The organism is Rhodococcus sp. NPDC127527 (genome assembly GCF_042672245.1).
GTDB lineage: Bacteria > Actinomycetota > Actinomycetes > Mycobacteriales > Mycobacteriaceae > Rhodococcus_G.
Genome location: NZ_JBHXVP010000012.1, coordinates 179,120 through 205,148 on the forward strand (window position 1 = coordinate 179,120; position 26,029 = coordinate 205,148).

The 26,029-nt window shown below is 68.5% G+C and carries 25 protein-coding genes; 22 read left to right on the top strand and 3 right to left on the bottom strand.

What is annotated here, in order from left to right; genetic code table 11:
* Nucleotides 1-6: 6 nt before the first annotated feature.
* Complete coding sequence (locus tag ACFVH2_RS19710) at nucleotides 7-771, bottom strand: DUF305 domain-containing protein (RefSeq protein WP_378427940.1); 765 nt, start codon at nucleotides 769-771, stop codon at nucleotides 7-9.
* The gene (locus tag ACFVH2_RS19715; RefSeq protein WP_378427942.1) at nucleotides 764-1,663 is read right to left on the bottom strand and encodes a DUF3105 domain-containing protein; all 900 of its coding nucleotides are present in this window, start codon (nucleotides 1,661-1,663) and stop codon (nucleotides 764-766) included. The genes ACFVH2_RS19710 and ACFVH2_RS19715 overlap by 8 nt, the downstream gene beginning before the upstream one ends.
* A 126-nt stretch (nucleotides 1,664-1,789) precedes the next feature.
* Between ACFVH2_RS19715 and argS the strand changes: the two genes are divergently transcribed.
* The 21 genes from argS (at nucleotide 1,790) to ACFVH2_RS19820 (ending at nucleotide 23,563) form a co-directional block, all read left to right on the top strand.
* Entirely contained in the window at nucleotides 1,790-3,442 is a 1,653-nt protein-coding gene (argS, locus tag ACFVH2_RS19720) for an arginine--tRNA ligase (protein ID WP_378427944.1), read from the top strand.
* Nucleotides 3,439-4,866 carry a diaminopimelate decarboxylase gene (gene lysA / locus ACFVH2_RS19725; protein ID WP_378427946.1) on the top strand — a complete coding sequence of 476 codons (1,428 nt, stop codon included), beginning with the start codon at nucleotides 3,439-3,441 and terminating at the stop codon, nucleotides 4,864-4,866. The genes argS and lysA overlap by 4 nt, the downstream gene beginning before the upstream one ends.
* Entirely contained in the window at nucleotides 4,859-6,172 is a 1,314-nt protein-coding gene (locus ACFVH2_RS19730) for a homoserine dehydrogenase (protein WP_378427947.1), read from the top strand. The genes lysA and ACFVH2_RS19730 overlap by 8 nt, the downstream gene beginning before the upstream one ends.
* The gene (gene thrC / locus ACFVH2_RS19735) at nucleotides 6,165-7,253 is read left to right on the top strand and encodes a threonine synthase (RefSeq protein WP_378427949.1); all 1,089 of its coding nucleotides are present in this window, start codon (nucleotides 6,165-6,167) and stop codon (nucleotides 7,251-7,253) included. Before ACFVH2_RS19730 ends, thrC begins: the two co-directional genes overlap by 8 nt.
* Nucleotides 7,254-7,284: 31 nt before the next feature.
* Nucleotides 7,285-8,217 (top strand): homoserine kinase, encoded by a 933-nt coding sequence (thrB, locus tag ACFVH2_RS19740; protein ID WP_378427951.1) that lies wholly within the window; start codon nucleotides 7,285-7,287, stop codon nucleotides 8,215-8,217.
* A gap of 368 nt (nucleotides 8,218-8,585) precedes the next feature.
* Complete coding sequence (gene rho, locus ACFVH2_RS19745) at nucleotides 8,586-10,586, top strand: transcription termination factor Rho (RefSeq protein ID WP_378427953.1); 2,001 nt, start codon at nucleotides 8,586-8,588, stop codon at nucleotides 10,584-10,586.
* 205 nt (nucleotides 10,587-10,791) lie between these two features.
* The gene (rpmE, locus tag ACFVH2_RS19750; RefSeq protein WP_378419491.1) at nucleotides 10,792-11,025 is read left to right on the top strand and encodes a 50S ribosomal protein L31; all 234 of its coding nucleotides are present in this window, start codon (nucleotides 10,792-10,794) and stop codon (nucleotides 11,023-11,025) included.
* Nucleotides 11,026-11,135: 110 nt separating this feature from the next.
* On the top strand, nucleotides 11,136-12,215 hold the full coding sequence (gene prfA, locus ACFVH2_RS19755; protein ID WP_378427955.1) for a peptide chain release factor 1: 1,080 nt from the start codon (nucleotides 11,136-11,138) through the stop codon (nucleotides 12,213-12,215).
* Between the two features lie 99 nt (nucleotides 12,216-12,314).
* A complete protein-coding gene (gene prmC / locus ACFVH2_RS19760; protein ID WP_378427957.1) occupies nucleotides 12,315-13,214 on the top strand; it encodes a peptide chain release factor N(5)-glutamine methyltransferase in 900 nt (299 codons plus the stop codon).
* 46 nt (nucleotides 13,215-13,260) lie between these two features.
* Nucleotides 13,261-13,929, top strand: a complete 669-nt coding sequence (locus ACFVH2_RS19765) for an L-threonylcarbamoyladenylate synthase (RefSeq protein ID WP_378427960.1) — start codon at nucleotides 13,261-13,263, stop codon at nucleotides 13,927-13,929.
* A gap of 43 nt (nucleotides 13,930-13,972) precedes the next feature.
* Nucleotides 13,973-15,184 carry a glycosyltransferase family 4 protein gene (locus ACFVH2_RS19770; protein WP_378427962.1) on the top strand — a complete coding sequence of 404 codons (1,212 nt, stop codon included), beginning with the start codon at nucleotides 13,973-13,975 and terminating at the stop codon, nucleotides 15,182-15,184.
* 2 nt (nucleotides 15,185-15,186) lie between these two features.
* On the top strand, nucleotides 15,187-15,663 hold the full coding sequence (locus tag ACFVH2_RS19775) for a hypothetical protein (protein ID WP_378427964.1): 477 nt from the start codon (nucleotides 15,187-15,189) through the stop codon (nucleotides 15,661-15,663).
* Nucleotides 15,664-16,072: 409 nt separating this feature from the next.
* Nucleotides 16,073-16,798 (top strand): F0F1 ATP synthase subunit A, encoded by a 726-nt coding sequence (atpB, locus tag ACFVH2_RS19780; RefSeq protein ID WP_378427966.1) that lies wholly within the window; start codon nucleotides 16,073-16,075, stop codon nucleotides 16,796-16,798.
* A 76-nt stretch (nucleotides 16,799-16,874) separates the two neighbouring features.
* Nucleotides 16,875-17,123 (top strand): ATP synthase F0 subunit C, encoded by a 249-nt coding sequence (locus tag ACFVH2_RS19785; RefSeq protein ID WP_072846400.1) that lies wholly within the window; start codon nucleotides 16,875-16,877, stop codon nucleotides 17,121-17,123.
* Nucleotides 17,124-17,130: 7 nt separating this feature from the next.
* Nucleotides 17,131-17,691, top strand: coding sequence for a F0F1 ATP synthase subunit B (locus tag ACFVH2_RS19790; protein WP_378427968.1), 561 nt, complete (start codon nucleotides 17,131-17,133; stop codon nucleotides 17,689-17,691).
* A 5-nt stretch (nucleotides 17,692-17,696) separates the two neighbouring features.
* Entirely contained in the window at nucleotides 17,697-18,521 is an 825-nt protein-coding gene (locus ACFVH2_RS19795) for a F0F1 ATP synthase subunit delta (protein ID WP_378427970.1), read from the top strand.
* A gap of 74 nt (nucleotides 18,522-18,595) precedes the next feature.
* Nucleotides 18,596-20,239, top strand: a complete 1,644-nt coding sequence (atpA, locus tag ACFVH2_RS19800) for a F0F1 ATP synthase subunit alpha (protein WP_378427971.1) — start codon at nucleotides 18,596-18,598, stop codon at nucleotides 20,237-20,239.
* 49 nt (nucleotides 20,240-20,288) lie between these two features.
* Complete coding sequence (locus ACFVH2_RS19805; RefSeq protein ID WP_378427973.1) at nucleotides 20,289-21,260, top strand: F0F1 ATP synthase subunit gamma; 972 nt, start codon at nucleotides 20,289-20,291, stop codon at nucleotides 21,258-21,260.
* A gap of 3 nt (nucleotides 21,261-21,263) precedes the next feature.
* Nucleotides 21,264-22,712, top strand: a complete 1,449-nt coding sequence (gene atpD, locus ACFVH2_RS19810) for a F0F1 ATP synthase subunit beta (RefSeq protein WP_378427975.1) — start codon at nucleotides 21,264-21,266, stop codon at nucleotides 22,710-22,712.
* Between the two features lie 6 nt (nucleotides 22,713-22,718).
* Nucleotides 22,719-23,087: a F0F1 ATP synthase subunit epsilon gene (locus ACFVH2_RS19815; protein WP_378427977.1), complete on the top strand. Its 369-nt coding sequence runs from the start codon at nucleotides 22,719-22,721 to the stop codon at nucleotides 23,085-23,087.
* Nucleotides 23,088-23,128: 41 nt separating this feature from the next.
* Complete coding sequence (locus tag ACFVH2_RS19820; protein ID WP_378427979.1) at nucleotides 23,129-23,563, top strand: DUF2550 domain-containing protein; 435 nt, start codon at nucleotides 23,129-23,131, stop codon at nucleotides 23,561-23,563.
* A 64-nt stretch (nucleotides 23,564-23,627) separates the two neighbouring features.
* Here the strand turns inward: ACFVH2_RS19820 and ACFVH2_RS19825 are convergent, their stop codons facing one another.
* Entirely contained in the window at nucleotides 23,628-24,221 is a 594-nt protein-coding gene (locus tag ACFVH2_RS19825) for a cob(I)yrinic acid a,c-diamide adenosyltransferase (protein ID WP_378427981.1), read from the bottom strand.
* Nucleotides 24,222-24,267: 46 nt separating this feature from the next.
* Between ACFVH2_RS19825 and murA the strand changes: the two genes are divergently transcribed.
* Nucleotides 24,268-25,530 (top strand): UDP-N-acetylglucosamine 1-carboxyvinyltransferase, encoded by a 1,263-nt coding sequence (gene murA / locus ACFVH2_RS19830; RefSeq protein ID WP_378427983.1) that lies wholly within the window; start codon nucleotides 24,268-24,270, stop codon nucleotides 25,528-25,530.
* Nucleotides 25,531-26,029: the final 499 nt, after the last annotated feature.

The window sequence follows — 26,029 nt, forward strand, 5'->3', positions numbered from 1 at the left end:
GGTCGATCAGTTCATCGGCAGCGGCGCCGCGCCCTTCTCGGTGAGCAGCTGGGTCATCCGCGTCGATTCGCTCTGCTGCGTGTCCACCATGGTCTGCGCGAGAGCCCGCACCGTCGGCACCTCCGCGTGGGCGGCGCCGTACTCCATCATCGGCACTCCGCCCTGGTGGTGACGCAACATCAGCTGCAGGAACAACACGTCGGCGGCCGGCCCGCGAGCCTGACGCAGCGCCGCCATGTCCTCGGAGCTGGCCATGCCGGGCATCATCGCCGAGCCGGGCTGCGACCCGGTGGTCGCCGTCGCCGAGGTGCCGTGATCCATGCCGGCATGGCCCGACATGCCGTGCCCGTCGGCGTCCGACGTCATCCAGGTCATGTAGTCGCCGGTCGGCAGCAGCGGCTGGTTCCACAGCGACAACCAGCCCGTCATCTGGCCGATCTGGTTCTGCTGGGTGGTCAGGATGTCGTACGCCAGGTCCCGGACCATGGGATCGGAGGCGTTGGCGATCGCGATCGCCGCCATCTCCACCGCCTGGTTGTGGTGCACGGTCATGTCCTGGGCGAAGCCGACGTCGACCGACCCGGCGACCGGCGTCGCGGGCTGGTCGTCGTGCAGGAACTGGTTCGCGAGGAACCCGAGACCGAAGCCGACCGCGATCGCCGCGATCAGCCCGAGTACCGCCAGGGCGGTGCGCTGACTGCGCGCACCGCTGCCCGGTCCGGCGTCGACCGGCGGGGCGTCCGTCGGATCGGGGCCGGCCGACTCAGCCATTACCGGCTGGGGCCGGAGCCGGGGCGGGGGCAGGCGCGACCGGCGGAACCTGCATGCCGCCCGGTGCGCCGCCGCCGGTCTCCGAGGTGTCGGGGGTCAGGCCCTTGCCGTCCATCGACACCGCGTCGGGGCCGGGGGGAGTGGGGTCGAAGGCGGGCGGGTTGTCCGGGTCGAAGGCGCCGGGGATGGTCGAGCAGCTCGCGCCCTTCTCCGGGTAGGCGCCGAAGTTGTTCAGGCGCAGGGCCGCGACGAATTCGTTGATCCGCTTGTCGTCGGCGCTGTCCAGCTTGAGCTGGTGGCCCCAGCTCTGCAGCGAGATCGGCGAGTCGAGGCCTGGGTACGGCGACATCAGCATGTACGACTTGCCGTCGACCTTGGACTTCAGGGTGTCCAGGTCCCCGCCCGACACCTTGTCCGGGTTGTACGCGATCCAGACGGCGCCGTGCTCGAGCGAGTGCACCGCGTTCTCGGTGCGGATCGCGTTCGGGTAGACGATGCCGGTGCAGGTGGCCCAGGTCGCGTCGTGCGGACCGCCGTAGGGCGGGCTCTGGTCGTACGCGACGCGCTGGGTGGCCGAGACGTGCAGTGCGGCCGGGTAGTCCTTCTTCACCACGCCTTCGATCGACGTGGACGGGTCCGGATTGTCGGCGCTGGGGGCGAACTTGTCGGCGGCGGCCTTGTCCTGGTACTTCGGGATCAGGTTCACGGCGAGCAGGCCGAGCAGGGCGATCACGGCGATCACCGCGCCGACGGTCAACCAGGGAATCTCCCGCCGCTTCGGCGCTCCGGCCCGCGGCTTGGCGCCGCCGGAACTCTTCTTGGCGGCTTTGATCGCCTTGGCTGATTTGGCGCCGCTGTTGCGGGCGCCGCGATTGTCCGAACCGCTGGGCATCGGTGAGCGCTCTTTCGGTCGAGTGACACACTCTCGGTGTACGGGGGTGGCCCCCGCGGGCGAACCCACTCTACGTTCCGTGCCTGAGCGCAGGCTTTGAATGGCCAGACCATAGGATATGTACCTGTGACTCCCGCCGACCTTGCCGAACTCCTTCGCGTGACCGCCGCGAAGGTCCTCACCGACCGCGATCTCGACGCGAGCGTGCTGCCCGCGAACCTCACCGTCGAGCGTCCGCGCAACCCCGAGCACGGGGACTACGCCAGCAACGTCGCCATGCAGGTCGGCAAGAAGGCCGGGGTCAACCCGCGGGAGTTCGCGACCTGGCTGGCCGACGCCCTGACCGCGACGGACGGCATCGAGACCGCGGAGGTCGCCGGACCCGGATTCCTCAACATCCGCCTGGCCGCGGCCGCCCAGGGCGCCATCGTCGCGAAGGCGATCGCCGCAGGCCAGAGCTACGGCAGCTCGTCGGCGAAGACGGGCACCCGGATCAATCTCGAGTTCGTCTCCGCCAACCCGACCGGCCCGATCCACCTCGGCGGTACCCGCTGGGCCGCGGTCGGCGACGCCCTCGGCCGGATCCTGGCCGCCCAGGGCGCGGACGTCACGCGGGAGTACTACTTCAACGACCACGGCGCGCAGATCGACCGGTTCGCGCGCTCGCTGATCGCCGCCGCGAAGGGCGAGCCCGCGCCGGAGGACGGCTACGCCGGTGCCTACATCGCCGACATCGCCGCGGAGGTCCTGCGCCAGCGCCCCGACGCGCTCGCGCTGTCGGAGGCCGACCAGCAGGAGACGTTCCGCGCGATCGGTGTCGCGTTGATGTTCGACCACATCAAGCGGACCCTGCACGAGTTCGGCACCGACTTCGACGTGTACTTCCACGAGAACTCGCTGTTCGAGTCGGGAGCGGTGGAGAAGGCCGTCGCCACGCTCAAGTCCAGCGGGAATCTCTACGAGGAGGACGGGGCCTGGTGGCTCAAGAGCACCGACTTCGGTGACGACAAGGACCGCGTCGTCATCAAGTCCGACGGCAACGCCGCCTACATCGCCGGCGACATCGCGTACTTCCAGGACAAGCGCTCGCGCGGCTTCGACCTGTGCATCTACATGCTCGGCGCCGACCACCACGGCTACATCGGCCGACTCAAGGCTGCCGCGGCCGCGTTCGGCGACGACCCGGCCACCGTCGAGGTGCTCATCGGCCAGATGGTCAACCTGGTGCGCGACGGCGTCGCGGTGAAGATGAGCAAGCGGGCCGGCACAGTGATCACCCTCGACGATCTCGTCGAGGCGATCGGCGTAGACGCGGCCCGGTACGCGATGATCCGGTCCTCGGTCGACTCGAGCCTCGACATCGATCTCGAGCTGTGGGCGAGCACCACCAGCGAGAATCCCGTCTACTACGTGCAGTACGCGCACGCCCGGCTGGCCTCGTTGGGCCGGAACGCCGCGGAACTCGGTCTCGTCACGGACGATCCGAAGCTGGAATTGTTGACCCACGACCGGGAGGGCGAGCTCATCCGCACCATCGGCGACTTCCCGAAGGTGGTGACCGCGGCCGCCGACCTGCGCGAGCCGCACCGCATCGCGAGGTACCTCGAGGAACTCGCGGGCGCCTACCACCGCTTCTACTCCGAGTGCCGGGTGCTGCCGCAGGGCGACGAGCCGGCGGGCGACCTGCACACCGCCCGCCTCGCGCTGTGCGGGGCCGCCCGCCAGACGCTCGCCAACGGCCTCGGCCTGCTCGGCGTCAGCGCACCGGAGCGAATGTGAGCGCGCATCCGGCCGGCCCGCGGCACGCCGACATCCAGCACGCTCCCGGACTGCCGTCGCGGCCCGCGACACCGGCCGACCTGACGGCGCTGCCCGCGGCGGTGTGGCCGCGCGGGGCGACCCGGGGCGACGACGGTGTGGTGCGCCTGGCGGGCGTCCCGGTGTCCGAGCTGGCGCAGCGGTACGGCACCCCGCTGTTCGTCATCGACGAGGACGACTTCCGGTCCCGCTGCCGGGACATGGCGCGCGCCTTCGGATCTGCCGAGCGGGTGCACTACGCGTCCAAGGCGTTCCTGTCGGTCGAGATCGCCCGATGGGTGGCCGACGAGGGACTGTCGATGGACGTAGCGTCCGGTGGCGAGCTCGCGGTGGCGCTGCACGCGGGTTTCCCGGCCGAACGAATCACCATGCACGGCAACAACAAGTCCCTCGACGAGCTGCGCTCCGCGGTGTCCGCGGGCGTCGGGCACGTGGTGCTGGACTCGATGCAGGAGATCGACCGGCTCGACGCCGTCGCCCGCGAATCCGGTGTGGTGCAGGACGTCCTGATCCGCGTCACCGTCGGCGTGGAGGCGCACACCCACGAGTTCATCGCTACCGCCCACGAGGACCAGAAGTTCGGTTTCTCGCTCTCCGGCGGCGCCGCGATGGACGCCGCTCGGAAGGTCTTCGCGGCCGAGCACCTGCGCCTGGTCGGACTGCACAGTCACATCGGATCGCAGATCTTCGAGGTCGACGGCTTCGAGCTGGCCGCGCACCGGGTCATCGGACTGCTCCGCCAGATCGTCGACGAGTTCGGCGCGGACCGGACCGAGCACGTCTCGATCGTCGATCTCGGTGGCGGCCTCGGCATCTCCTACCTGGAGAGCGACGACCCGCCGCTGGTCGACGACCTGGCCGCCAAGCTCCACGCCATCGTCGCGACCGAGTCCGCAGCCGCCGGACTGTCGGCGCCGACGCTGATGGTCGAGCCCGGCCGGGCGATCGCGGGTCCGGGCACGGTGACGCTGTACGAGGTCGGCACGGTCAAGGATGTCAGCCTGGACGGCAACGCAACTCGGCGCTACGTCAGTGTGGACGGCGGAATGAGCGACAACATCCGCACCTCGCTCTATCAGGCCGAGTACGATTGCCGCCTGGTCTCCCGGACCAGCGAGGCGGATCCCGTCGTCGCCCGGGTGGTGGGGAAGCACTGCGAGAGTGGTGACATCGTCATCCGGGACGCCTGGATGCCCGACGACGTCGGTGCCGGAGACCTCCTCGCGGTCGCCGCCACTGGCGCATACTGCTACTCGATGTCCAGCCGCTACAACCTGCTGACCAGACCCGCCGTGGTTGCTGTCAAGGGCGGCGAGTCCCGACTCGTCCTGCGCAGGGAAACAGTGGAAGATCTGCTCAGCTTGGAGGTACAGCAAGATGACTGAACCGAACGGCGCCGCCCCTATCGGCGTGGCGGTCCTCGGCCTCGGCAACGTGGGCAGTGAGGTCGTACGGATCCTGCGCGAGCACGCCCGCGACCTCGAGTCCCGGGTCGGTGCGCCGCTGGTGCTCCGCGGAATCGCGGTGCGCCGGATCGAGGGCGACCGGGGGGTTTCGGCGGATCTGCTGACGACCGACGCGGACTCGCTCGTTGCGCGGGACGACGTGGACATCGTTGTCGAGGTGATCGGTGGCATCGAGGTGCCCCGCAAGCTCATCCTGGCCGCGCTCAATGCCGGCAAGTCCGTGGTCACCGCGAACAAGGCGCTGCTGGCCGACTACACCGGCGAACTCGCCGAGGCGGCCGAGAAGCAGAGCGCCGACCTCTATTTCGAGGCCGCCGTCGCGGGAGCGATCCCGGTGATCCGCCCGCTGACCCAGTCGCTGGCCGGTGACCGCGTCAACAAGGTCGCCGGAATCGTCAACGGCACCACCAACTTCATCCTGTCGGCGATGGACGAGACCGGCGCCGACTACGGCGACACGCTCGCCGAGGCGGGCCGGCTCGGGTACGCCGAGGCCGACCCGACCGCCGACGTCGAGGGCTACGACGCCGCCGCGAAGGCGGCGATCCTGGCATCGATCGCGTTCCACACCCGGGTCACAGCGGCCGACGTGTACCGGGAGGGGATCTCGAAGATCACCTCCGCGGACCTCGAGGCCGCGAAGTCGCTCGGCTGCACGGTCAAGCTGCTCTCGATCTGTGAGCGTCTCACCGACGACGCGGGCAACGAGCGGATCTCGGCGCGCGTCTACCCGTCGCTGGTGCCGCTCGCGCACCCGCTCGCCTCCGTCAACGGTGCGTTCAACGCGGTCGTCGTCGAGGCCGAGGCGGCGGGACGGCTGATGTTCTACGGCCAGGGCGCGGGCGGCGCACCGACCGCGTCCGCCGTGATGGGCGATCTCGTGATGGCCGCCCGCAACAAGGTGCACGGCGGTCGTGGCCCCCGCGAGTCGAAGTACGCGGACCTCGCCATCGCGCCGATCGGCGACATCCCCACGCGCTACTACGTCAACATGCAGGTCGCCGACCGCGCCGGTGTGCTGTCGGCGGTTGCCGCCGAGTTCGCCAAGCACGACGTGAGCATCTCCACGGTGCGGCAGGAGGGAGCCGGCGACGGCGCCCGGCTGATCGTCGTCACCCATTGGGCCCGCGACAAGGACCTCTCGGAAACCGTTGCCGCCCTTGCCAAACTTGACTTCGTCACCGCAGTCACCAGCGTTCTCCGATTGGAAGGTTCCAGTGAATAGCCCCCGCCAGCACACGCCCGTCCACAAGCCCTGGCCGGGGCTGATCGAGGCATACCGGGACCGTCTCGCGATCGGGGAGGGCTGGAAGACGATCACCCTCCGGGAGGGCGGCACCCCGCTGCTGCCCGCCGCTCACCTGTCGGAGCTCACCGGCTGCGAGGTGCACCTCAAGGTCGAGGGCCTGAACCCCACCGGGTCGTTCAAGGACCGTGGCATGACGATGGCCGTCACCGACGCGCTGGCGCGCGGGCAGAAGGCGGTGCTGTGCGCCTCGACGGGCAACACGTCCGCATCCGCCGCCGCGTACGCCGCCGTGGCGGGCATGACCTGCGCGGTGCTGGTGCCGCAGGGCAAGATCGCCATGGGCAAGCTCGCCCAGGCAGTCATGCACGGCGCGAAGATCATCCAGGTCGAGGGCAACTTCGACGACTGTCTCGAACTGGCGCGCAAGACCACTGCGGAGTTCCCGACCATCGGACTGGTGAACTCGGTGAACCCGGTTCGCATCGAGGGTCAGAAGACCGCCGCGTTCGAGATCTGCGACGCGCTGGGCAAGGCGCCCGACATCCACGCCCTCCCGGTCGGCAACGCGGGCAACATCACCGCCTACTGGCGGGGCTACTCCGAGTACTACGCCGACGGCATCACCGCGGTCCGTCCGCGCATGCTCGGCGTGCAGGCCGCCGGCGCCGCGCCGCTGGTGCACGGTGCCCCGGTCAAGGACCCCGAGACCATCGCGACCGCCATCCGGATCGGATCGCCCGCGTCGTGGGAGGGTGCCGTCGCCGCCAAGGAGGAGTCGAACGGCGTCTTCCGCGCCGCCACCGACGAGGAGATCCTCGAGGCCTACCGGTTGATCGCCCGCACCGAGGGCGTCTTCGTCGAGCCCGCCTCGGCGGCTTCGGTGGCCGGCCTGCTCGCCGCCCACAAGGAGGGCTGGCTCGATGCCGGGCAGACCGTGGTGTGCACGGTGACCGGTAACGGACTCAAGGACCCCGACACCGCGTTGGCAGGAATGCCTGCGGTGCAGCCTGTTCCGGTCGACCCGGTGGCGGTCGCCGCCGCACTCGAGCTGGTCTGAGTTGGTCAGTTCGAGGATCGCGGAGCGCGCCATGACTGAGACCCTGCCGACCGGGCTCACGGTGACGGCACGGGTGCCAGCGTCGACGGCGAACCTCGGTCCGGGGTTCGACACGCTGGGCATGGCGTTGGGTCTCTACGACGAGATCACGGTCACCACCACCGAGGGCGGGCTCACCGTCCGAGTCGAGGGCGAGGGCGCCGACGACGTGCCGTGGGGTCCCACCCACCTCGTCGTCCGCGCGATCGAGCGTGGACTCGAGGCCGCCGGCGTCTGGGCCGGCGGCCTGGACGTGGTGTGCCGCAACGCGATTCCTCATTCGCGCGGCCTCGGATCGTCCGCCTCCGCCGCGGTCGGGGGACTGGCCGCGGCGAACGGCCTCGTCACTCTCCTCGATCCGGCGCTCGCATTGACGGCGGAGCAGTTGGTGCAGCTGTCGTCCGAGTTCGAGGGACACCCGGACAACGCGGCGGCGAGCGTGCTCGGGGGCGCGGTGGTGTCCTGGAGCGAGGACCCCGTGACCTGTGACGGGCCGCGGGTGTTCTCGGCGGTGCGCCTGGCGGTGCATCCCGACCTCCGGGTGGTCGTGCTGGTGCCCTCGGAGCGGTCGTCGACCGCACACACCCGCGGGCTGCTGCCCGAGGTGGTCCCGCACGCCGACGCCGCGTTCAACGTCAGCAGGGGCGCGCTCGCCGTGGTCGCGTTGACCAGTCGGCCCGACCTGCTGATGGTCGCGACCGAGGATCGGCTGCACCAGAGCCAGCGGGCACCGGCCCTGCCGGTCACGACGCGGTGGATCGCGACGTTGCGCGAGCACGGCATCGCGGCGGTCGTCTCGGGTGCGGGTCCGACGGTCCTGGCGCTGACCACTCAACCGTTCCCCGATTCGCTGCGCGAACTCGCGGAGTCGGAGGGGCTGACCGTGCTCGATCTCGAGGTCGCGGACGGGGTGCAGGTCGGCTGACGCCGGCCGGCGGGTGTCGCCCGGCGCGCCGAAGGCAGAGGATTCTTGCCGCGAACCGGGTTCACGGCTATCCTGAGGGCGTCCGCCCATCGTGCGTGTCAGTCGCCGGTGCTCTACCAGGGCAATCACTCCCGAATTCTGGAGCTTTCGCATCCCGGAAGCGTCGATTCTCGGAGTATCCGTTCCTGGCCCGAATCTATCGCGAGTCTTCTGCGGTGGAGGTTTCGGAACGTTCCTGCTTGTCAGGCCACGTGGGGTGGACGGCCCGACATTCTCGAAACATGTCCGGCACATCCGAGTTCATCAACTGAGCTGCGGGACGAACCCTCGACTTTGCGCCGCGCGAGCGAGGGAAGGAAAGGATCTCCGTGACCGATACGGACCTGATCGCCACTCCTGTACTCGATGCTGCGGCTTCCGCCGCGACGAGCCAGGCCAGCGGTTCACAATCTTCAGACCCGGCCCCGGCCGTTGCTGCCGCGACCAAGCGGGCCGACGCGCGCCGTGGCGCCGGACTGTCCGGGATGGTCCTCGCTGAACTGCGCGGACTCGCCGGTGAGCTGGGCATCAAGGGCACCTCCGGGATGCGCAAGGGCGACCTGATCGCCGCCATCAAGGAACGCCAGGGCGGTTCGGCCCCGGCCAAGACCGCGAAGGCGCAGGCTCCTGCGGCCTCGCCCGCAGCCACCGCTCCGGCCGAGACCCGCAGCGCCGAACCGGCTTCCGCGCCGGTCGCCGTCGAGTCGACTCGCGCCGAGGCCGAGCCGGCCGTCGAGGGCGAGCAGGGCGGTCGCCGTGGACGCCAGCGTCGCGGTGCCTCCCGGCCCGCGGGCGGTGCCGAGCAGACCGAGGCCGCGGCTCCCGCCGCGGCGCCTGCCACCGAGCAGCCCGCCGAGCGTCAGGGCGGTCGCCAGGAGGGCGGTCGTCAGGAACAGGGTGGGGAGCGCAATCGGCGCGACCGCAACCAGGGCGAACGCAACCAGGGCGAGCGGGGTGACCGCAACCAGGGTGAGCGGGGTGACCGCAACCAGGGTGAGCGGGGTGACCGCAACCAGGGCAACAACGGCCCGCGTGACGGTCGGGACAACCGCGGGGGCGAGGACGACGGCGAGGGCCGGGGCCGTCGCGGCCGCCGGTTCCGTGAGCGTCGTCGTGGACGTGACCGCGGCGAGGGCGGCGGCAACGACCGCGAGCCCGAGATCCGCGAGGACGACGTCCTCCAGCCGGTCGCCGGCATTCTCGACGTGCTCGACAACTACGCCTTCGTGCGGACCTCCGGGTACCTGGCGGGACCGAACGACGTCTACGTGTCGATGAACCTGATCCGCAAGAACGGTCTTCGTCGCGGCGACGCCATCACCGGCGCCGTCCGCGTGCCCCGCGAGGGCGAGTCCGCCGGGGGCAACCAGCGCCAGAAGTTCAACCCGCTGGTGCGCATCGACACCGTCAACGGTGGCGACGTGGAGGCGGCCAAGCGTCGTCCGGAGTTCGGCAAGCTCACCCCGCTGTACCCCAACCAGCGGCTGCGGCTCGAGACGACACCGAACATCCTCACCACCCGCATCATCGATCTCGTCATGCCGATCGGCAAGGGGCAGCGCGCGCTGATCGTCAGCCCGCCGAAGGCAGGCAAGACGAGCGTGCTGCAGGCGATCGCCAATGCCATCGCGGTCAACAACCCCGAGTGCTACCTGATGGTCGTCCTGGTCGACGAGCGTCCGGAAGAGGTCACGGACATGCAGCGCTCGGTCAAGGGTGAGGTCATCGCCTCCACCTTCGACCGGCCGCCGTCAGACCACACCTCGGTGGCCGAACTCGCCATCGAGCGGGCCAAGCGCCTGGTCGAGAACGGTCGCGACGTGGTTGTCCTGCTGGACTCGATCACTCGACTGGGACGTGCGTACAACAACTCCTCGCCCGCGTCGGGACGCATCCTGTCCGGCGGTGTCGACTCGACCGCGCTGTACCCGCCGAAGCGTTTCCTCGGCGCGGCCCGCAACATCGAGAACGGCGGCTCGCTCACGATCATCGCCACCGCGATGGTCGAGACCGGGTCCACCGGCGACACGGTGATCTTCGAGGAGTTCAAGGGCACCGGCAATGCCGAGCTCAAGCTCGATCGCAAGATCGCCGAGCGCCGGGTGTTCCCCGCGGTGGACGTCAACCCGTCCGGTACCCGCAAGGACGAGCTGCTGCTCAACCCGGACGAGGCGGCGGTCATGCACAAGCTGCGCCGCGTGCTCTCGGGCCTGGACTCGCACCAGGCGATCGATCTCCTGATCGACCGGCTCAAGAAGAGCAAGAACAACCTCGAGTTCCTGATGCAGGTCTCCAAGACCGCGCCGGGCGCGATGGGCGACGACGACTAGTCCTCACCTCCACGGTCTCGGGCCGGGTTCAGCTCCCTCGCGGGAACAGAACCCGGCCCGGGGTCGTTTAGGAGAACGTGCGAGGCCTCTGGCAGAATGAAACATCGCGCATCAGGCACACGCCGCGTGCAAGTTCAACCATGTCCGGTTCCGGTTCACGGCTTCGACAGTCGAAGGCGACCCGGCGACCACTGAAAGGGACACCATGAAGGCAGGAATTCACCCCAACTACGTGGCGACCACCGTCGTCTGCGGTTGCGGTAACACGTTCGAGACCCGCAGCACCAAGGAGTCCGGACGCATCAACGTCGAGGTCTGCTCGCAGTGCCACCCGTTCTACACCGGCAAGCAGAAGATCCTCGACACCGGCGGACGCGTTGCCCGCTTCGAGGCTCGCTACGGCAAGCGTGCCGGCAAGAAGGCCGACGCCGACAGCTAGCTGTATCGCCGACGCCCGTCCTGTGTTCCCTGCAGGCCGGGCGTCGGCTTTTTTGTACCTTTCCTTCGGCCGGGCCACCCCCGACCACCGCACCGCGTAGGGAGCGAACCATGGCGGGCACCACCCAGCCGTCGGCGATCGACGACATCCTGGCCGAGCACGCCGGCCTCGAACTGCAGCTGTCCGATCCCGCGTTGCACAACGATCCCGCTGCCGCGCGCAGGGTCGGCAAGCGGTTCGCCGAACTCGCGCCGATCATGGCGACCTACACCAAGCTGCAGTCCACGCGCGAGGATCTCGAGGCCGCGCGCGAACTGGCCGCCGACGACGCGAGTTTCGCCGCCGAACTGCCCGAGCTCGAGGCCGCGGTCGCCGAGCTGGACGTTGCGCTGACGGATCTGCTCGCACCGCGCGACCCGCACGACGGCGACGACGTGGTGCTCGAGGTTAAGTCGGGGGAGGGCGGCGAGGAGTCCGCGCTGTTCGCCTCCGACCTGGCCCGGATGTACGTCCGGTACGCCGAGCGGCACGGCTGGCGGGTCGAGGTTCTCGACGCCACCATCTCCGATCTCGGTGGCTACAAGGACGCGACCATCTCGATCAAGTCGAAGGGCGACGTTCGCGACGGCGTCTGGGCACGGTTCAAGTTCGAGGGCGGCGTGCACCGCGTCCAGCGCGTGCCGGTGACCGAGTCGCAGGGTCGGGTGCACACGTCCGCGGCCGGGGTGCTGATCTACCCGGAGCCGGAGGAGGTCGAGGAGGTGCAGATCGACGAGACCGATCTGCGGATCGACGTCTACCGTTCGTCGGGCAAGGGCGGTCAGGGCGTCAACACCACCGACTCCGCCGTGCGCATCACGCACCTGCCCACGGGCATCGTCGTCACCTGTCAGAACGAGCGTTCGCAGTTGCAGAACAAGGCACGTGCCATGCAGGTGCTCGCGGCCCGCCTGCAGGCGGCGGCCGAGGAGGCGGCGGACGCGGAGGCCTCCGCCGGCAGGCAGAGCCAGGTCCGCACCGTGGACCGCTCCGAGCGCATCCGCACGTACAACTTCCCGGAGAACCGGATCACCGACCACCGGATCGGCTTCAAGGCGCACAACCTCGACGCCGTGCTGGACGGGGACATGGACGCACTGCTCGACGCGCTCGGCAAGTCCGACCGTGAGGCGCGCCTCGCCGCCGAGTGAGCCTCAGCGAACGAGCATGTGCGCCGAGTAGTCGACAGCACAGTCCCGGTGCCGCCGCGTCGCGGCAACTGTGTCGGTCCGTCGTGGCAGGCTGAGCGGGTGAGCCGACAACCGCTGCGCCTAGCGATCCTCGAAGCGACCCGTCTTCTCGAGGAGGCGGGCGTGCACAGCCCGCGCACGGACGCGGAACTGCTCGCCGCCCACGTGGTCGGCGTCGAGCGCACCCGACTCGGGCTCGTCCCGCTCGTCGATCCCGAGGTCATCGAGACCTACCAGGGCTTGGTCGCCCGGCGCGCCGAGCGAATTCCGTTGCAGCACATCACCGGTGTCTCCTCGATGGGCGAGATCGACGTCGCGGTCGGGCCCGGGGTGTTCGTGCCGAGGCCCGAGACCGAGTTGCTGTTCGCCTGGGCGATCGCGGTCCTCGAGGAATGTCCGTCGAGGCCGCCCGTCGTGCTGGACCTGTGCACGGGGTCGGGAGCCCTGGCTCTCGCCATCGCGCACGCCCGCCCCGATGCCCAGGTCCATGCGGTCGAACTCGACCCGAAGGCGCTCTCGTGGGCCCGTCGCAACGCCGACACCCGGGCCCGCGACGGCGACACCGCGATCACCCTCTACCAGGGCGATGTGACCGACCGGACGATCTTGGCGGACCTCGAGGGCAGGGTCGACCTGGTGGTGTCGAACCCGCCGTACATTCCCGAAGGGGCCGAACTCGACCGGGAGGTTGTCGAGCACGATCCGGCGGTCGCGCTGTTCGGCGGCCCGGACGGACTGTCCGTCATCACCCCCATGGTCTCGAACATCGCGCGGTGGCTGCGGATCGGTGGTGCGCTGGCGATCGAACACGACGACAGCAACGGCGGCCAGGTCGCCGCGTTGCTCCGCGAGCGCCGGGTGTTCGGTGAGGTCGCCGAGCACCCGGACCTCGCGGGTAAGCCACGCTTCGTGGTGGCGCGGCGTGTCGCGACCGAGGCAGAGGCGGCGCGTCGCGGTTGAGGTGCCTGCGCAGCGACCGGAATCGCCCGGGTGGAAGGATGGTGGGGTGAGCATCGTCTACGACTGCGGGGATCCGGATACGCGTGCCGCCGGTATCACGGCCGCCACCAATGCGCTGAAGGCCGGACGCCTGGTGGTGGTCCCCACCGACACGCTGTACGGGCTGGCCGCCAATGCCTTCGACGGCGAGGCCGTCGCGAGTCTGTTGCGCGCCAAGGGCCGCGGCCGGGACATGCCGGTGCCGGTCCTGGTCGGCTCGTGGAACACGATCGACGGACTCGTGTTCACGGTCCGGCCCGAGGCTCGCGAACTGATCCGTGCGTTCTGGCCCGGAGGTCTGAGTCTCGTTGTGCAGCAGGCGCCCTCGCTCGCCTGGGATCTCGGCGACACCCGCGGGACCGTGATGCTGAGGATGCCGCTGCATCCGGTGGCGCTCGAACTGCTCCGGGAGGTCGGCCCGCTAGCCGTCTCCAGTGCCAACATCTCCGGCCAGCCGCCGGCGTCCACCGTCGAACAGGCCCGCGACCAGCTCGGCGGTTCCGCAAGTGTCTACCTCGACGGCGGCCCGGCCGACCACGCCGTCGCGTCCACGATCGTGGACCTGACGGCCGATCAGCCACGCATCCTCCGGGAGGGTGCGGTGCCGGTCGCTGCCGTGGCCGAGGTGCTCGGGGTGACGGTGGAGAGCCTGCTCGGGGGCGGAGCCCAGGGATGACGGTCGACGTGGACGCCGACTCGACGCCGGTACCGTCAACGCCGTGATCGCTGCCCACACCGCGCTGCTGGCGGCCTCGGAGGCCCAGGCGAGCCGAGGCGCCGGAGTGCCGCTCCGAGAACTGCTGCTGGTGTTGTTCACCGCGGCGGTCGTCACCTTCCTGGCGACCGGCGGTGTCCGACTGTTCGCGATCAGGTTCGGGGCGGTGGCGGTTCCCCGCGATCGCGACGTGCACGTGCAACCGACCCCGCGTCTCGGCGGCATCGGGATGTACCTGGGATTCGCGGTGGCGTTGCTGTTCGCGCAGCAACTCCCGGCGCTGACCCGGGGGTTCGAGTACGGGACCAAGGACATTCCCGCCGCGCTGGTGTCCGGCCTGGTGATCGTCCTGGTCGGCGTCGTCGACGACCGATGGGGCCTGGACGCGCTGACCAAGTTCGTCGGGCAGGTGACCGCCGCCGGGATCCTGGTGATCATGGGCGTGAGCTGGTTCGTGCTGTACGTCCCGTTCGGCGGCGCGAACACCGTCATCCTCGACCAGTTGCAGTCCGGCCTGGTCACCGTCGCCGTGGCGGTGGTGATGATCAACGCGATGAACTTCGTCGACGGCCTCGACGGGCTTGCCGCCGGCCTCGGCCTGATCGCGTCGGTGGCGGTCTGTGTGTTCTCTGTCGGACTGCTGCACGAGCAGGGCGGCGACGTCAGCGCCTACCCGCCCGCGCTGCTGGCTGCCGCCCTCGCGGGCGCGTGCCTGGGATTTCTGCCGCACAATTTTCAGCCGGCCAGGATCTTCATGGGCGACTCCGGTTCGATGCTGATCGGTCTGATGCTCGCTGCGATCTCGACCAGCGCGTCCGGCCGGATCCCGCTCAACGCCTACGGTTCTCGCGACATGCTCGGTCTGCTCTCGCCGCTGCTGCTGGTCGGCGCGGTGATGTTCATTCCGATCCTCGACCTCCTGCTCGCGGTCGTGCGCCGGACGATGGCCGGACGCAGCCCGTTCGCGCCCGACAAGATGCATCTGCACCATCGGTTGCTGGAGATCGGCCACTCGCATCGACGCGTGGTGCTGCTCATCTACTTGTGGGTCGGCGTGCTCGCGTTCGGAGCTGTCGGCACCGCCCTGCTGGACCGGCGGCTGGTGGTGTTGCTGGTCGCGGGAGGGCTCGTCTTCGCGCTGGTGGTCACGGCGGTGCCGTCGCTGCGGGTGCAGCAGGACCGTGGTCGTGACCGGGACGCCAGGGAACCCGGCTAGGCTTGCCGACCGTGAGCTTCGAACCCGAACCCGTGCCCGATCAGTCCGCGCCGCTGCGTGCCGCCGTGCGTTATGGAGTCATCGGGCTGATCGCCCTCGCGGTGGTGGGATCGGCGATCGCCGCCGCTGTCGCCGGGCTGCCGGGTCTGTGGGGCGCGCTGATCGGTGTCGCGGTCGGCGGCGGGTTCATCCTGTGCACCGCGCTGGCCGTGCTGTTCACCGAGAAGCTGCCGCCGGCGACGTCCGGAGCGGTGCTGCTCGGTAGCTGGTTGCTCAAGATGATCCTCGCGGTCCTCGTGCTCGGAATCCTCAAGGGCATGGACTTCTACAGCAAGAGCGCGCTGGTCATCGTCATGGTTCTGGCCCTGGTCATCGTGCTCGGCGCGGAGACCTACGGGCTGCTGCGCGTCAAGGTTCCCTACGTCCAGCCGGCCGCCTCGGACGGTCCGGCCGGCGACCGGAAAGACGACGATCAGTAGTACTACGACCTGTCGTAATGCTTCGGGCGGGGACCCCGTCTACACATCGTCGTAGATGTGTTGGTAGGGTCATGCCCACGCAGGCGCCGGAACGACGCGAATCAGACAGAGCGTCGCCCGGCAACCGCGCAGGTAGCTCCGATCGACAGTGTCGCATGGCCGAAACTGTCCGGCGCGGGGATGCCGAGTCGACGACAGTCCGCCGACACCGACAGACGCAGGGCCCTCGAAGGTCCACAGCAGCTGACGAATACGCGAGCCGACCATGTCGACTTGTTAGATCGTCAATGTCCGATCGAACCGCAGGCGATGCCGCCTGCGGCCACGACTACGGGAGAGACCGCTGAGCGTCACCACCCTGGCCGCGGAGTTCCATCCGCCGTCACTTGCAGACTTCTTCCCTCCCGCTGTGCTGTTCGAGGGCACCCCATTCGAGCTCGACCGGCTGATGCTCATCCGCATCCTGATGACGGTCGTCCTGCTCGCGTTCTTCGCCGTTGCCATGCGCAGCCCGAAGCTGATTCCGCGCGGCGCACAGAACGTCGCGGAGATGGGCCTCGGCTTCGTCAAGGACCAGATCGCCGACGAAGTGCTCGGCAAGGAGCAGGGCAAGCGCTTCCTGCCCGTGCTGACCACGATCTTCTTCACGGTCCTGTTCCTGAACTTCTCGAGCGTGATCCCGTTCCTGAACATCTCGTCGAACGCGCGTGTCGGCATGCCGATCGTGCTCGCGGCGCTGGCGTACATCACGTTCAACTACGTCGGCATCAAGAAGTACGGCTTCTTCAAGTACGTCAAGAGCAGCATCGTCGTCCCGGACGTTCCGATCGCGCTGCACGTGCTGCTGATCCCGATCGAGTTCATCTCGACGTTCATCCTGCGGCCGTTCACGCTGACCGTCCGTCTCATGGCCAACATGCTCGCCGGCCACATCATGCTCGTGCTGTTCTTCAGCGCCACCCAGTTCTTCTTCTTCGAGGCAGCCGCCGGAATGAAGGTCTTCGGTGTGTTCTCGCTGGCAGCCGGCTTCGGATTCACCCTCTTCGAGTTGCTGGTGATCTTCCTGCAGGCGTACGTCTTCGCCCTGCTGACCGCCGTGTACATCGACCTGGCGCTCCACGCCGACTCGCACTGACCGACTAACGCACCACACAAACTGACCCTTCCGCCAATCCCCGGCGGTGGGCAACAGAAAGGGAACGGAACACCACATGAGCCTCTCGTACCTGGCACAGGCCGCCGTCGAGCAGACCACCACGGGCAAGGGCTACGGCGCCATCGGTTACGGTCTCGCCGCGATCGGCCCCGGCATCGGCGTGGGCATCGTCGTCGGTAAGGCCATCGAGGGCATCGCTCGTCAGCCCGAGCTGGCCGGCCAGATCCGGACCAACATGTTCCTCGGTATCGCGTTCACCGAGGCCCTCGCGCTGATCGGCCTTGTCGCCGGCTTCATTTTCTGATCTCGCCATGTCGAACATTGCAGTGATCGCGGCCTCGGAGGGCGAGAGCATCAATCCGCTCGTCCCCGAGACCTACGACATCGTGTGGTCGGCGGTCTGTGTCATCGTCATCGGCTTCGTCTTCTGGAAGTTCATCCTTCCGAAGTTCCAGCAGGTGCTGGCCGATCGCTCCGACCAGATCGAAGGCGGCATCAAGCGTGCCGAGGAGGCCCAGGCCGAGGCCAAGGAGACGCTGGAGCAGTACCGCGCCCAGCTCGCCGAGGCTCGTACCGAGGCCGCGGCCATCCGCGAGGATGCCCGCACCCAGGGTCAGCAGATCATCTCCGAGATGAAGGTGCAGGCCCAGGAGGAAAGCGACCGCATCGTGGCGGCAGGCAGCAGCCAGCTCGCCGCCCAGCGTCAGCAGATCGTCGCCGAACTCCGCAGCGATCTCGGCCGCACCGCGGTCGACCTCGCCGAGAAGGTCATCGGTGAGTCGCTCGCCGACGACGTGAAGCGGGCAGGCACCATCGACCGTTTCCTCGGTGAACTGGACGCAGTCAGCGCTGACTCCGCAGCAGGGAAGTGAGCACCATGTACGCAGCAAGCCGTGAGGCGCTCGCTCACACGAGGAGCGCCCTGGAATCGGCGTTGGCCGGAGTCTCGGCCGGCGCGGCAACCGCGGCTGCGGCACAGACCGGCGCCGAGCTGTTCACGGCGGTCGAGGTTCTCGACGGCCAGCGCACGCTCCGCGCCGCGCTGGCCGACCCCTCGGCCCCCGCGGCCGTTCGCGAGGCGCTGGTCGGACAGGTGTTCTCGGCCAAGGTCTCGGCCGTGACGCTGGCGACGCTGACGGCTGCGGCCGGCCAGGACTGGTCGAGCTCCGCGGACCTGCGCAACTCGCTGGTGCTGCTGGGCCGGGAGTCGCTGCTGCGCGCGGCCGACGACCAGAACCAGCTCGACACCGTCGAGGACGAGCTGTTCCGGCTCGGTCGCATCGTGGCGGGCAACTCCGAGCTCGAGCAGGCCCTGTCGGACCGTGCCCGGCCGACGTCCGCCAAGCGCGAACTGCTGTCCAAGCTGCTGTACGGCAAGGTCACGGCGGTTTCCGAGGCGTTGGCCAACCAGGCCGTCGGCCGGCTGAACACCGCTCCGGCGGACGCGTTCAACGAGCTGTCGGAACTGGCCGCGGCCCGGCGCGACAAGGCGGTCGCACACGTGCGCAGCGCCTCGCCGCTCTCGGATGCCCAGGCTGAGCGGCTCGCCGCGACCCTCTCCCGGACCTACGGGAAGCCGGTCACCGTGCACGTGGAGGTCGACCCCGAGCTCCTGAGCGGCCTCGTGGTCCGCGTCGGTGACGAGGTCATCGACGGAAGCGCCGCGGGACGACTCGCGTCGCTCCGCAAGACCCTCAAGTAGCCGGGGCCACCCGCTGCGCCGAGCAGCACCCCTCCAGATTCATTCGAAGACCAGATACCGAGAGCAGGAAGAACATGGCGGAGCTGACGATCTCCTCCGACGAGATCCGTAGCGCGATTGAGAACTACACCGCGAGCTACTCCCCGGAGGCCTCCCGCGAGGAGGTCGGCGTGGTGTCCGACACCAGTGACGGCATTGCGCACGTCACCGGCCTGCCTTCGGCGATGGCCAACGAGCTGCTGGAGTTCCCGGGTGGGGTGCTGGGCGTGGCCCTCAACCTCGAGGCCACCGAGATCGGTGCCGTCATCCTGGGTGACTTCGCGGACATCGAAGAGGGCCAGCAGGTCAAGCGGACCGGCGACGTGCTGTCCGTGCCCGTCGGCGACGGCTTCCTCGGCCGCGTGGTGAACCCGCTGGGCCAGCCCATCGACGGCCTCGGCGACATCGAGAGCTTCGAGAACCGCGCCCTCGAGCTGCAGGCCGCGACCGTGCTGGAGCGCCAGCCGGTCGAGGAGCCGCTGCAGACCGGCATCAAGGCCATCGACGCGATGACCCCGATCGGCCGCGGACAGCGCCAGCTGGTGATCGGCGACCGCAAGACCGGCAAGACCGCGGTCTGCGTCGACGCCATCCTCAACCAGAAGGCGAACTGGGCGACCGGCGACCCGAAGCAGCAGGTTCGCTGCATCTACGTCGCGATCGGCCAGAAGGGCTCCACCATCGCCGGCGTCAAGCAGGCGCTCGAGGAGCAGGGCGCGATGGAGTACACCACCATCGTCGCCGCCCCGGCCTCCGATTCGGCCGGCTTCAAGTGGCTCGCCCCGTACACCGGCTCGGCCATCGGCCAGCACTGGATGTACCAGGGCAAGCACGTCCTCATCGTGTTCGACGACCTGACCAAGCAGGCCGAGGCGTACCGCGCCATCTCGCTGCTGCTGCGTCGTCCGCCGGGACGCGAGGCCTACCCCGGTGACGTCTTCTACCTGCACTCCCGTCTGCTGGAGCGTTCGGCGAAGCTGTCCGACGAGCTCGGTGGCGGTTCGCTGACCGCGCTGCCGATCATCGAGACCAAGGCGAACGACGTCTCGGCGTACATCCCGACCAACGTCATCTCCATCACCGACGGTCAGGTGTTCCTCGAGTCCGACCTGTTCAACAAGGGCATCCGCCCCGCGATCAACGTCGGTATCTCGGTGTCCCGAGTCGGTGGCGCCGCGCAGACCAAGGGCATGAAGAAGGTCTCCGGTTCGCTCCGTCTCGAGCTCGCCCAGTTCCGTGAGCTGGAGGCCTTCTCGGCCTTCGCCTCCGACCTGGACGACGCCTCGAAGGCTCAGCTCGAGCGCGGCCAGCGTCTGGTCGAGCTGCTCAAGCAGGACCAGTACAGCCCGATCGCGGTCGAGGACCAGATCATCTCGATCTACCTGGCCGGCGAGGGTGTCTTCGACTCGGTGCCCGTCGGTGACGTGCGTCGCTTCGAGTCCGAGCTGCTCGAGGACCTGCACCGCAACGCGGCAGGCGTCTACGAGGCGATCAAGGGCGGCAAGGCTCTCGATGCGGATTCGACCGCGGCCCTGATGGCGGCGACCGACAAGTTCAAGCAGGGCTTCCTCGCCTCCGACGGCAGCCGTGTCGTCAACGAGGCCGCGGCGACCGCTCTCGGTGCCGACGAGGTCAGCCAGGAGCAGGTTTCCGTCACTCGCAAGCACGTCAGCAAGTGAGCGTGACGGCCGTGACGGATTCTCGTGGGAAGGGAGTGTGACTGAGTAGATGGCCAGCCTGCGCGAACTGCGCTCACGTATCAAGTCAGTCAACTCGACCAAGAAGATCACCAAGGCGCAGGAGCTGATCGCCACCTCCCGCATCACCAAGGCGCAGACTCGGGTTGCGGCGTCCAAGCCGTACGCCGAGGAGATCACCAAGGTGCTCTCCGCGCTGGCGAGCGCCTCGGGGTCACTCGACCATCCGCTCCTCAACGAGCGCCCGAACCCGAAGCGTGCCGCCGTGCTCGTGGTCACCAGTGACCGCGGCATGTGTGGCGGCTACAACTCCAACGTCCTCAAGGAGGCCGAGGAGCTGTTCGCGCTGCTGCGCAGCGAGGGCAAGGAGCCGGTGCTGTACGTGCTCGGCGCGAAGGGTCTGACCTACTACACCTTCCGTGACCGCGACCTCAAGGGCGCGTGGACCGGGTTCTCCCAGGACCCGGGCTACGCGGACGCCGCGAGGGCGAGCCGGCACCTGGTGGAGCTGTTCATGGCCGGGTCCGGCAGCGAGGTGCCGACCTACAACGGTGAGGGCACCATCGAGGGCGTCGACGAGCTGCACATCGTCTACACGAAGTTCGTGTCGATGCTGACGCAGTCTCCCGAGGTCCGCCGGATGGCTCCGCTCGAGGTCGCCTACCAGGACGAGAACTTCGAGTTGGGCGAGGACATGCTCACCGACTCGAACGGTGCTACGCCGACGGCTCAGTACGACTTCGAGCCCGAGGCAGGGACGTTGCTGTCGGCGCTGCTGCCGAAGTACATCAACACCCGGATCTACTCCTCGCTGCTGGAAGCCGCGGCATCGGAGTCGGCCTCGCGCCGTACCGCCATGAAGGCGGCGACGGACAACGCAAACGAGCTGGTGAACACCCTGAGCCGTCAGGCCAACCAGGTGCGCCAGGCCCAGATCACCCAGGAAATCAGCGAGATCGTCGGTGGCGCGAATGCGCTCGCCTCGAGCGCAGGAAGTGACTAGCACATGACCGCAGCAGTAACCCAAACCAACGCGAACGGTGCGGCCGCCACGGCCGGCCGCGTCGTGCGGGTCATCGGTCCCGTTGTGGACGTTGAGTTCCCGCGTGGCGCCGTTCCCGCCCTGTTCAACGCGCTGAACGCAGAGGTCACTCTGCCGACCGTCGCGAAGACGCTGACCCTCGAGGTCGCCCAGCACCTCGGCGACAACCTGGTGCGCACCATCTCGATGCAGCCCACCGACGGCCTGGTGCGCGGCACCGCGGTCGTCGACTCGGGCAAGCCGATCTCGGTTCCCGTCGGTGACGTCGTCAAGGGCCACGTGTTCAACGCCCTCGGTGACTGCCTCGACACCCCGGGCCTCGGTCGCGACGGCGAGCAGTGGGGCATCCACCGCAAGCCCCCCGCCTTCGACCAGCTCGAGGGCAAGACCGAGATCCTCGAGACCGGCATCAAGGTCATCGACCTGCTGACCCCGTACGTCAAGGGCGGCAAGATCGGTCTGTTCGGTGGTGCCGGCGTCGGCAAGACCGTTCTGATCCAGGAGATGATCACCCGTATCGCCCGTGAGTTCTCCGGAACCTCGGTGTTCGCGGGCGTCGGTGAGCGCACCCGTGAGGGCACCGACCTCCACCTCGAGATGGAAGAGATGGGCGTCCTCCAGGACACCGCCCTTGTCTTCGGTCAGATGGACGAGCCGCCGGGAACGCGTATGCGCGTCGCCCTGTCGGCGCTGACCATGGCGGAGTACTTCCGCGATGTGCAGAACCAGGACGTGCTGCTCTTCATCGACAACATCTTCCGGTTCACCCAGGCCGGTTCCGAGGTCTCGACCCTGCTGGGTCGCATGCCCTCCGCCGTGGGTTACCAGCCGACGCTGGCGGACGAGATGGGTGAGCTCCAGGAGCGCATCACCTCGACCCGTGGCCGCTCGATCACCTCGCTGCAGGCGATCTACGTGCCCGCCGACGACTACACCGACCCGGCGCCCGCCACCACGTTCGCGCACCTCGATGCGACCACCGAGCTCTCGCGTCCGATCTCGCAGATGGGTATCTACCCCGCTGTGGACCCGCTGACGTCGACCTCGCGCATCCTGGAGCCCGGCATCGTCGGTGCCGAGCACTTCCGCGTCGCCAACGAGGTCAAGCGGATCCTGCAGAAGTACAAGGAACTGCAGGACATCATCGCCATCCTCGGTATGGACGAGCTGCAGGAAGAGGACAAGATCCTCGTCGGCCGCGCGCGTCGCATCCAGAAGTTCCTCGGCCAGAACTTCATCGTCGCCGAGAAGTTCACCGGCGAGGCCGGCTCCGTGGTGCCGCTCGCGGACACCATCGAGGCCTTCGACCGCGTCTGCAAGGGCGAGTTCGACCACCTGCCCGAGCAGGCGTTCAACAGCTGCGGTGGACTCGACGACGTCGAGGCCGCTGCCAAGAAGATCGCAGGGAAGTAGTCGACCATGGCTGAGATGACCGTTGAGCTCGTCGCCGTCGAGCGGCGGCTGTGGTCGGGCACGGCGACACTCGTCAGCGCCCAGACCACCGAGGGCGAGATCGGCATCATGTACGGACATGAGCCGGTCCTCGGTCAGCTGGTCGACGCGGGTGTCGTGGCCATCACCACCACGGACGGCGAGCGCGTCGTCGCGGCGGTGCACGGTGGCTTCCTCTCCGTGACCGGCACGTCGGTGACCGTCCTGGCCGAGTCCGCGGACTTCGCCGGCGACATCGACGTCGACGCCGCCAAGGCAGTGCTCGCAGACACCACCGCGCAGGACGAGGCGATCGCGATCGCCAAGGGTCAGCTGCGCGCGGTCGAGCGGGCCTGACAGGTACACACGAGAAGCCGCGACGGGTAGGCCGACGAGTAGTGACTGCTGGAGTGATCGTTCTCTTCATTCTGGTTGTGCTGCTCGCGGCACTCGTCGCGGCTTTCGTGTACCGCTTGTCGGTACTGCGTCGCGGGGGCACCGCGGCGATCATGCGCTCGACGCCCGCGGCGGCGGGGCAGGGCTGGCGTCACGGCATCATTCGCTACGGCGAGGAGTCGCTGGTCTTCTTCAAGCTGTCGAGCCTGCGGCCCGGCCCCGATTCGCGTGTCTCGCGCCAGGGCATCGAACTCGGTGATCGTCGGTCTCCCCAGGACACCGAGTTCGACATCATGACCGACGAGATCGTGATCGTGTCCGTGAACGACGGCGAGCACGGCTACGAGTTCGCCCTCGACCGCGGGGCGCTGACCGCGTTCCTGTCCTGGGTCGAATCACGACCGTCCGGCAGGTCGATGCGTGGCCGTCCGGCCTGAGCGACCTGCCGTCACAACAGAACCCCGACCGATGTGGTCGGGGTTCTCGTCGTTTCGGGGCGGTTCAGTTGCTCGGTGCGGTGGCGGTCCCGCCTGCACCTGGACGCCACAGGACGTCACCTTCGGGGTTGGCGAACCGGCCGAGGATGAACAGCAGGTCGGACAGACGGTTGAGGTACTTCGCCGGCAGGACGTTGGTGTCGGCGGGGCTCGCCTCCACCGCGGCCCAGGCCGATCGCTCCGCGCGGCGGGTGACGGTGCGGGCCACGTGCAGCAGGGCGCCGAGGGGGGTGCCGCCGGGCAGGATGAACGAGTGCAGTGGCGCCAGGTTCTCGTTGAACTCGTCGCACCAGCCTTCGAGCCGCTCGACATATGCCGGCGACACCCGCAGCGGGGGATACTTCGGGTTCTCGACGACGGGGGTTGACAGGTCGGCGCCGGCGTCGAAGAGATCGTTCTGGATCTGGCGCAGCACCGAGGTCACCGTCTCGTCGGGCTGCCCCATTGCGAGCGCCACGCCGACAGCCGCATTCGCCTCGTCGCAGTCCGCGTAGGCGATCAACCGCGGATCGTTCTTCGACACGCGCGAGAAGTCGCTCAATCCGGTCGTCCCGTCGTCGCCGGTACGGGTGTATATGCGGGTCAGGTGGACTGCCATGGGTGTCACGCTACCGTCGCGGCGACCGCGGCTAGGCTGTGCGACTGTGAATGAACGCTTTCTTGTCACCGGCGGTAACCGGCTGGCCGGTGAGGTCTCGGTCGGTGGCGCGAAGAACAGCGTGCTCAAGCTGATGGCGGCAGCACTGTTGGCCGAGGGTACGAGCACCATCACGAACTGCCCGGACATCCTGGACGTGCCGCTCATGGCCGAGGTGCTGCGTGGTCTGGGCTGCGAGGTCGACCTCGTCGGTGACGAGGTGCGGATCACCACCCCGGCCGAGCCGAAGTATCACGCGGACTTTCCCGCGGTGACCCAGTTCCGTGCCTCGGTGTGCGTGCTCGGCCCGCTGGTGGCGCGGTGCAAGCGCGCGGTGGTCGCGTTGCCCGGTGGGGATGCGATCGGATCGCGTCCACTCGACATGCACCAGTCGGGCCTCGAGTTGCTCGGGGCGCGCAGCGAGATCCAGCACGGCTGCGTCGTCGCGGACGCCGACGACCTGCACGGCGCGAGCATCCGCCTCGCCTTCCCGTCGGTGGGGGCGACCGAGAACATCCTGATGGCGGCGGTGCTCGCCAAGGGCGAAACGGTGATCGACAACGCGGCTCGCGAACCCGACATCGTCGACCTGTGCAACATGCTGGTCCGGATGGGCGCGGAGATCGAGGGCGCCGGCACGTCGACGCTGACCATCCGTGGGGTGAAGAGCCTGAGCCCGACCACGCACCGGGTGATCGGCGACCGGATCGTTGCGGCAACGTGGGGGATAGCTGCCGCGATGACGCGCGGAGACGTGACGGTGCGCGGGGTGAACCCGAAGCACCTGACGCTGGTCCTTGACAAGCTGCGGGCCGCGGGATCGCAAATCACCACGATGGCGGACGGCTTCCGGGTGGTGCAGTCGTCGCGGCCGGTCGCCGTCAACTTCGCGACCCTGCCCTTTCCCGGGTTCCCGACAGACCTGCAGCCGATGGCGATCGGGCTCGCCGCCGTCGCGGACGGAACGTCGATGATCACCGAGAACGTCTTCGAGGCGCGGTTCCGGTTCGTCGAGGAGATGATCCGCCTGGGTGCCGATGCCCGGACCGACGGCCACCACGCGGTGGTGCGGGGGATTCCCAGGTTGTCGAGTGCACCGGTGTGGTCGTCGGACATTCGGGCCGGCGCGGGCCTGGTGCTCGCGGGCCTCGTCGCGGACGGGACCACCGAGGTGCACGACGTGTTCCACATCGATCGCGGCTACCCGCGTTTCGTCGAGAACTTGAGCGACCTCGGTGGCGACATCGTGCGTGTACCGGCAGCCGGCTGACCAGGCTTGATCGTTGAAGGGCATCCCGCTTCCAGCGGGGTGCCCTTCACTCGTTTCCGGGGCCGAGGAGGGTGGGTGTCGGGCGTCACAGTGATCGAATTTCGACGTTTCGGGTGATTCTCTGCCGGCCTGACCACCGTCTACCTGCGGTTTCGTTTGGGTCACCCGGCCCTGACCTGGCGATTTGCCTCCGCATTCATCGCCGCGTAACTTTTGTCGAGTCAGAGCGACACGGACACCGACCCGGCCGAGAGGCGCGGGACACGAGGTTGGACGAAGGCGCCTGAATTTCCCAGACTGCGACCCCGGGTTTGCGCCCGGCGATCAGATGGGTTAGGCTGGAACAGTTGCCCCGAAGAGGCCGAGAACACCACTTTTGGAACGTCAAGAGTCTCGACCGATGAGGTGTGTGCGTGTTCTTTGAGAACTCAACAGTGTGCCGATGAATGTCAGTGCCAAATGTTTTTGGTACTCCACTCCACTTTGTGGGGTGGGTATT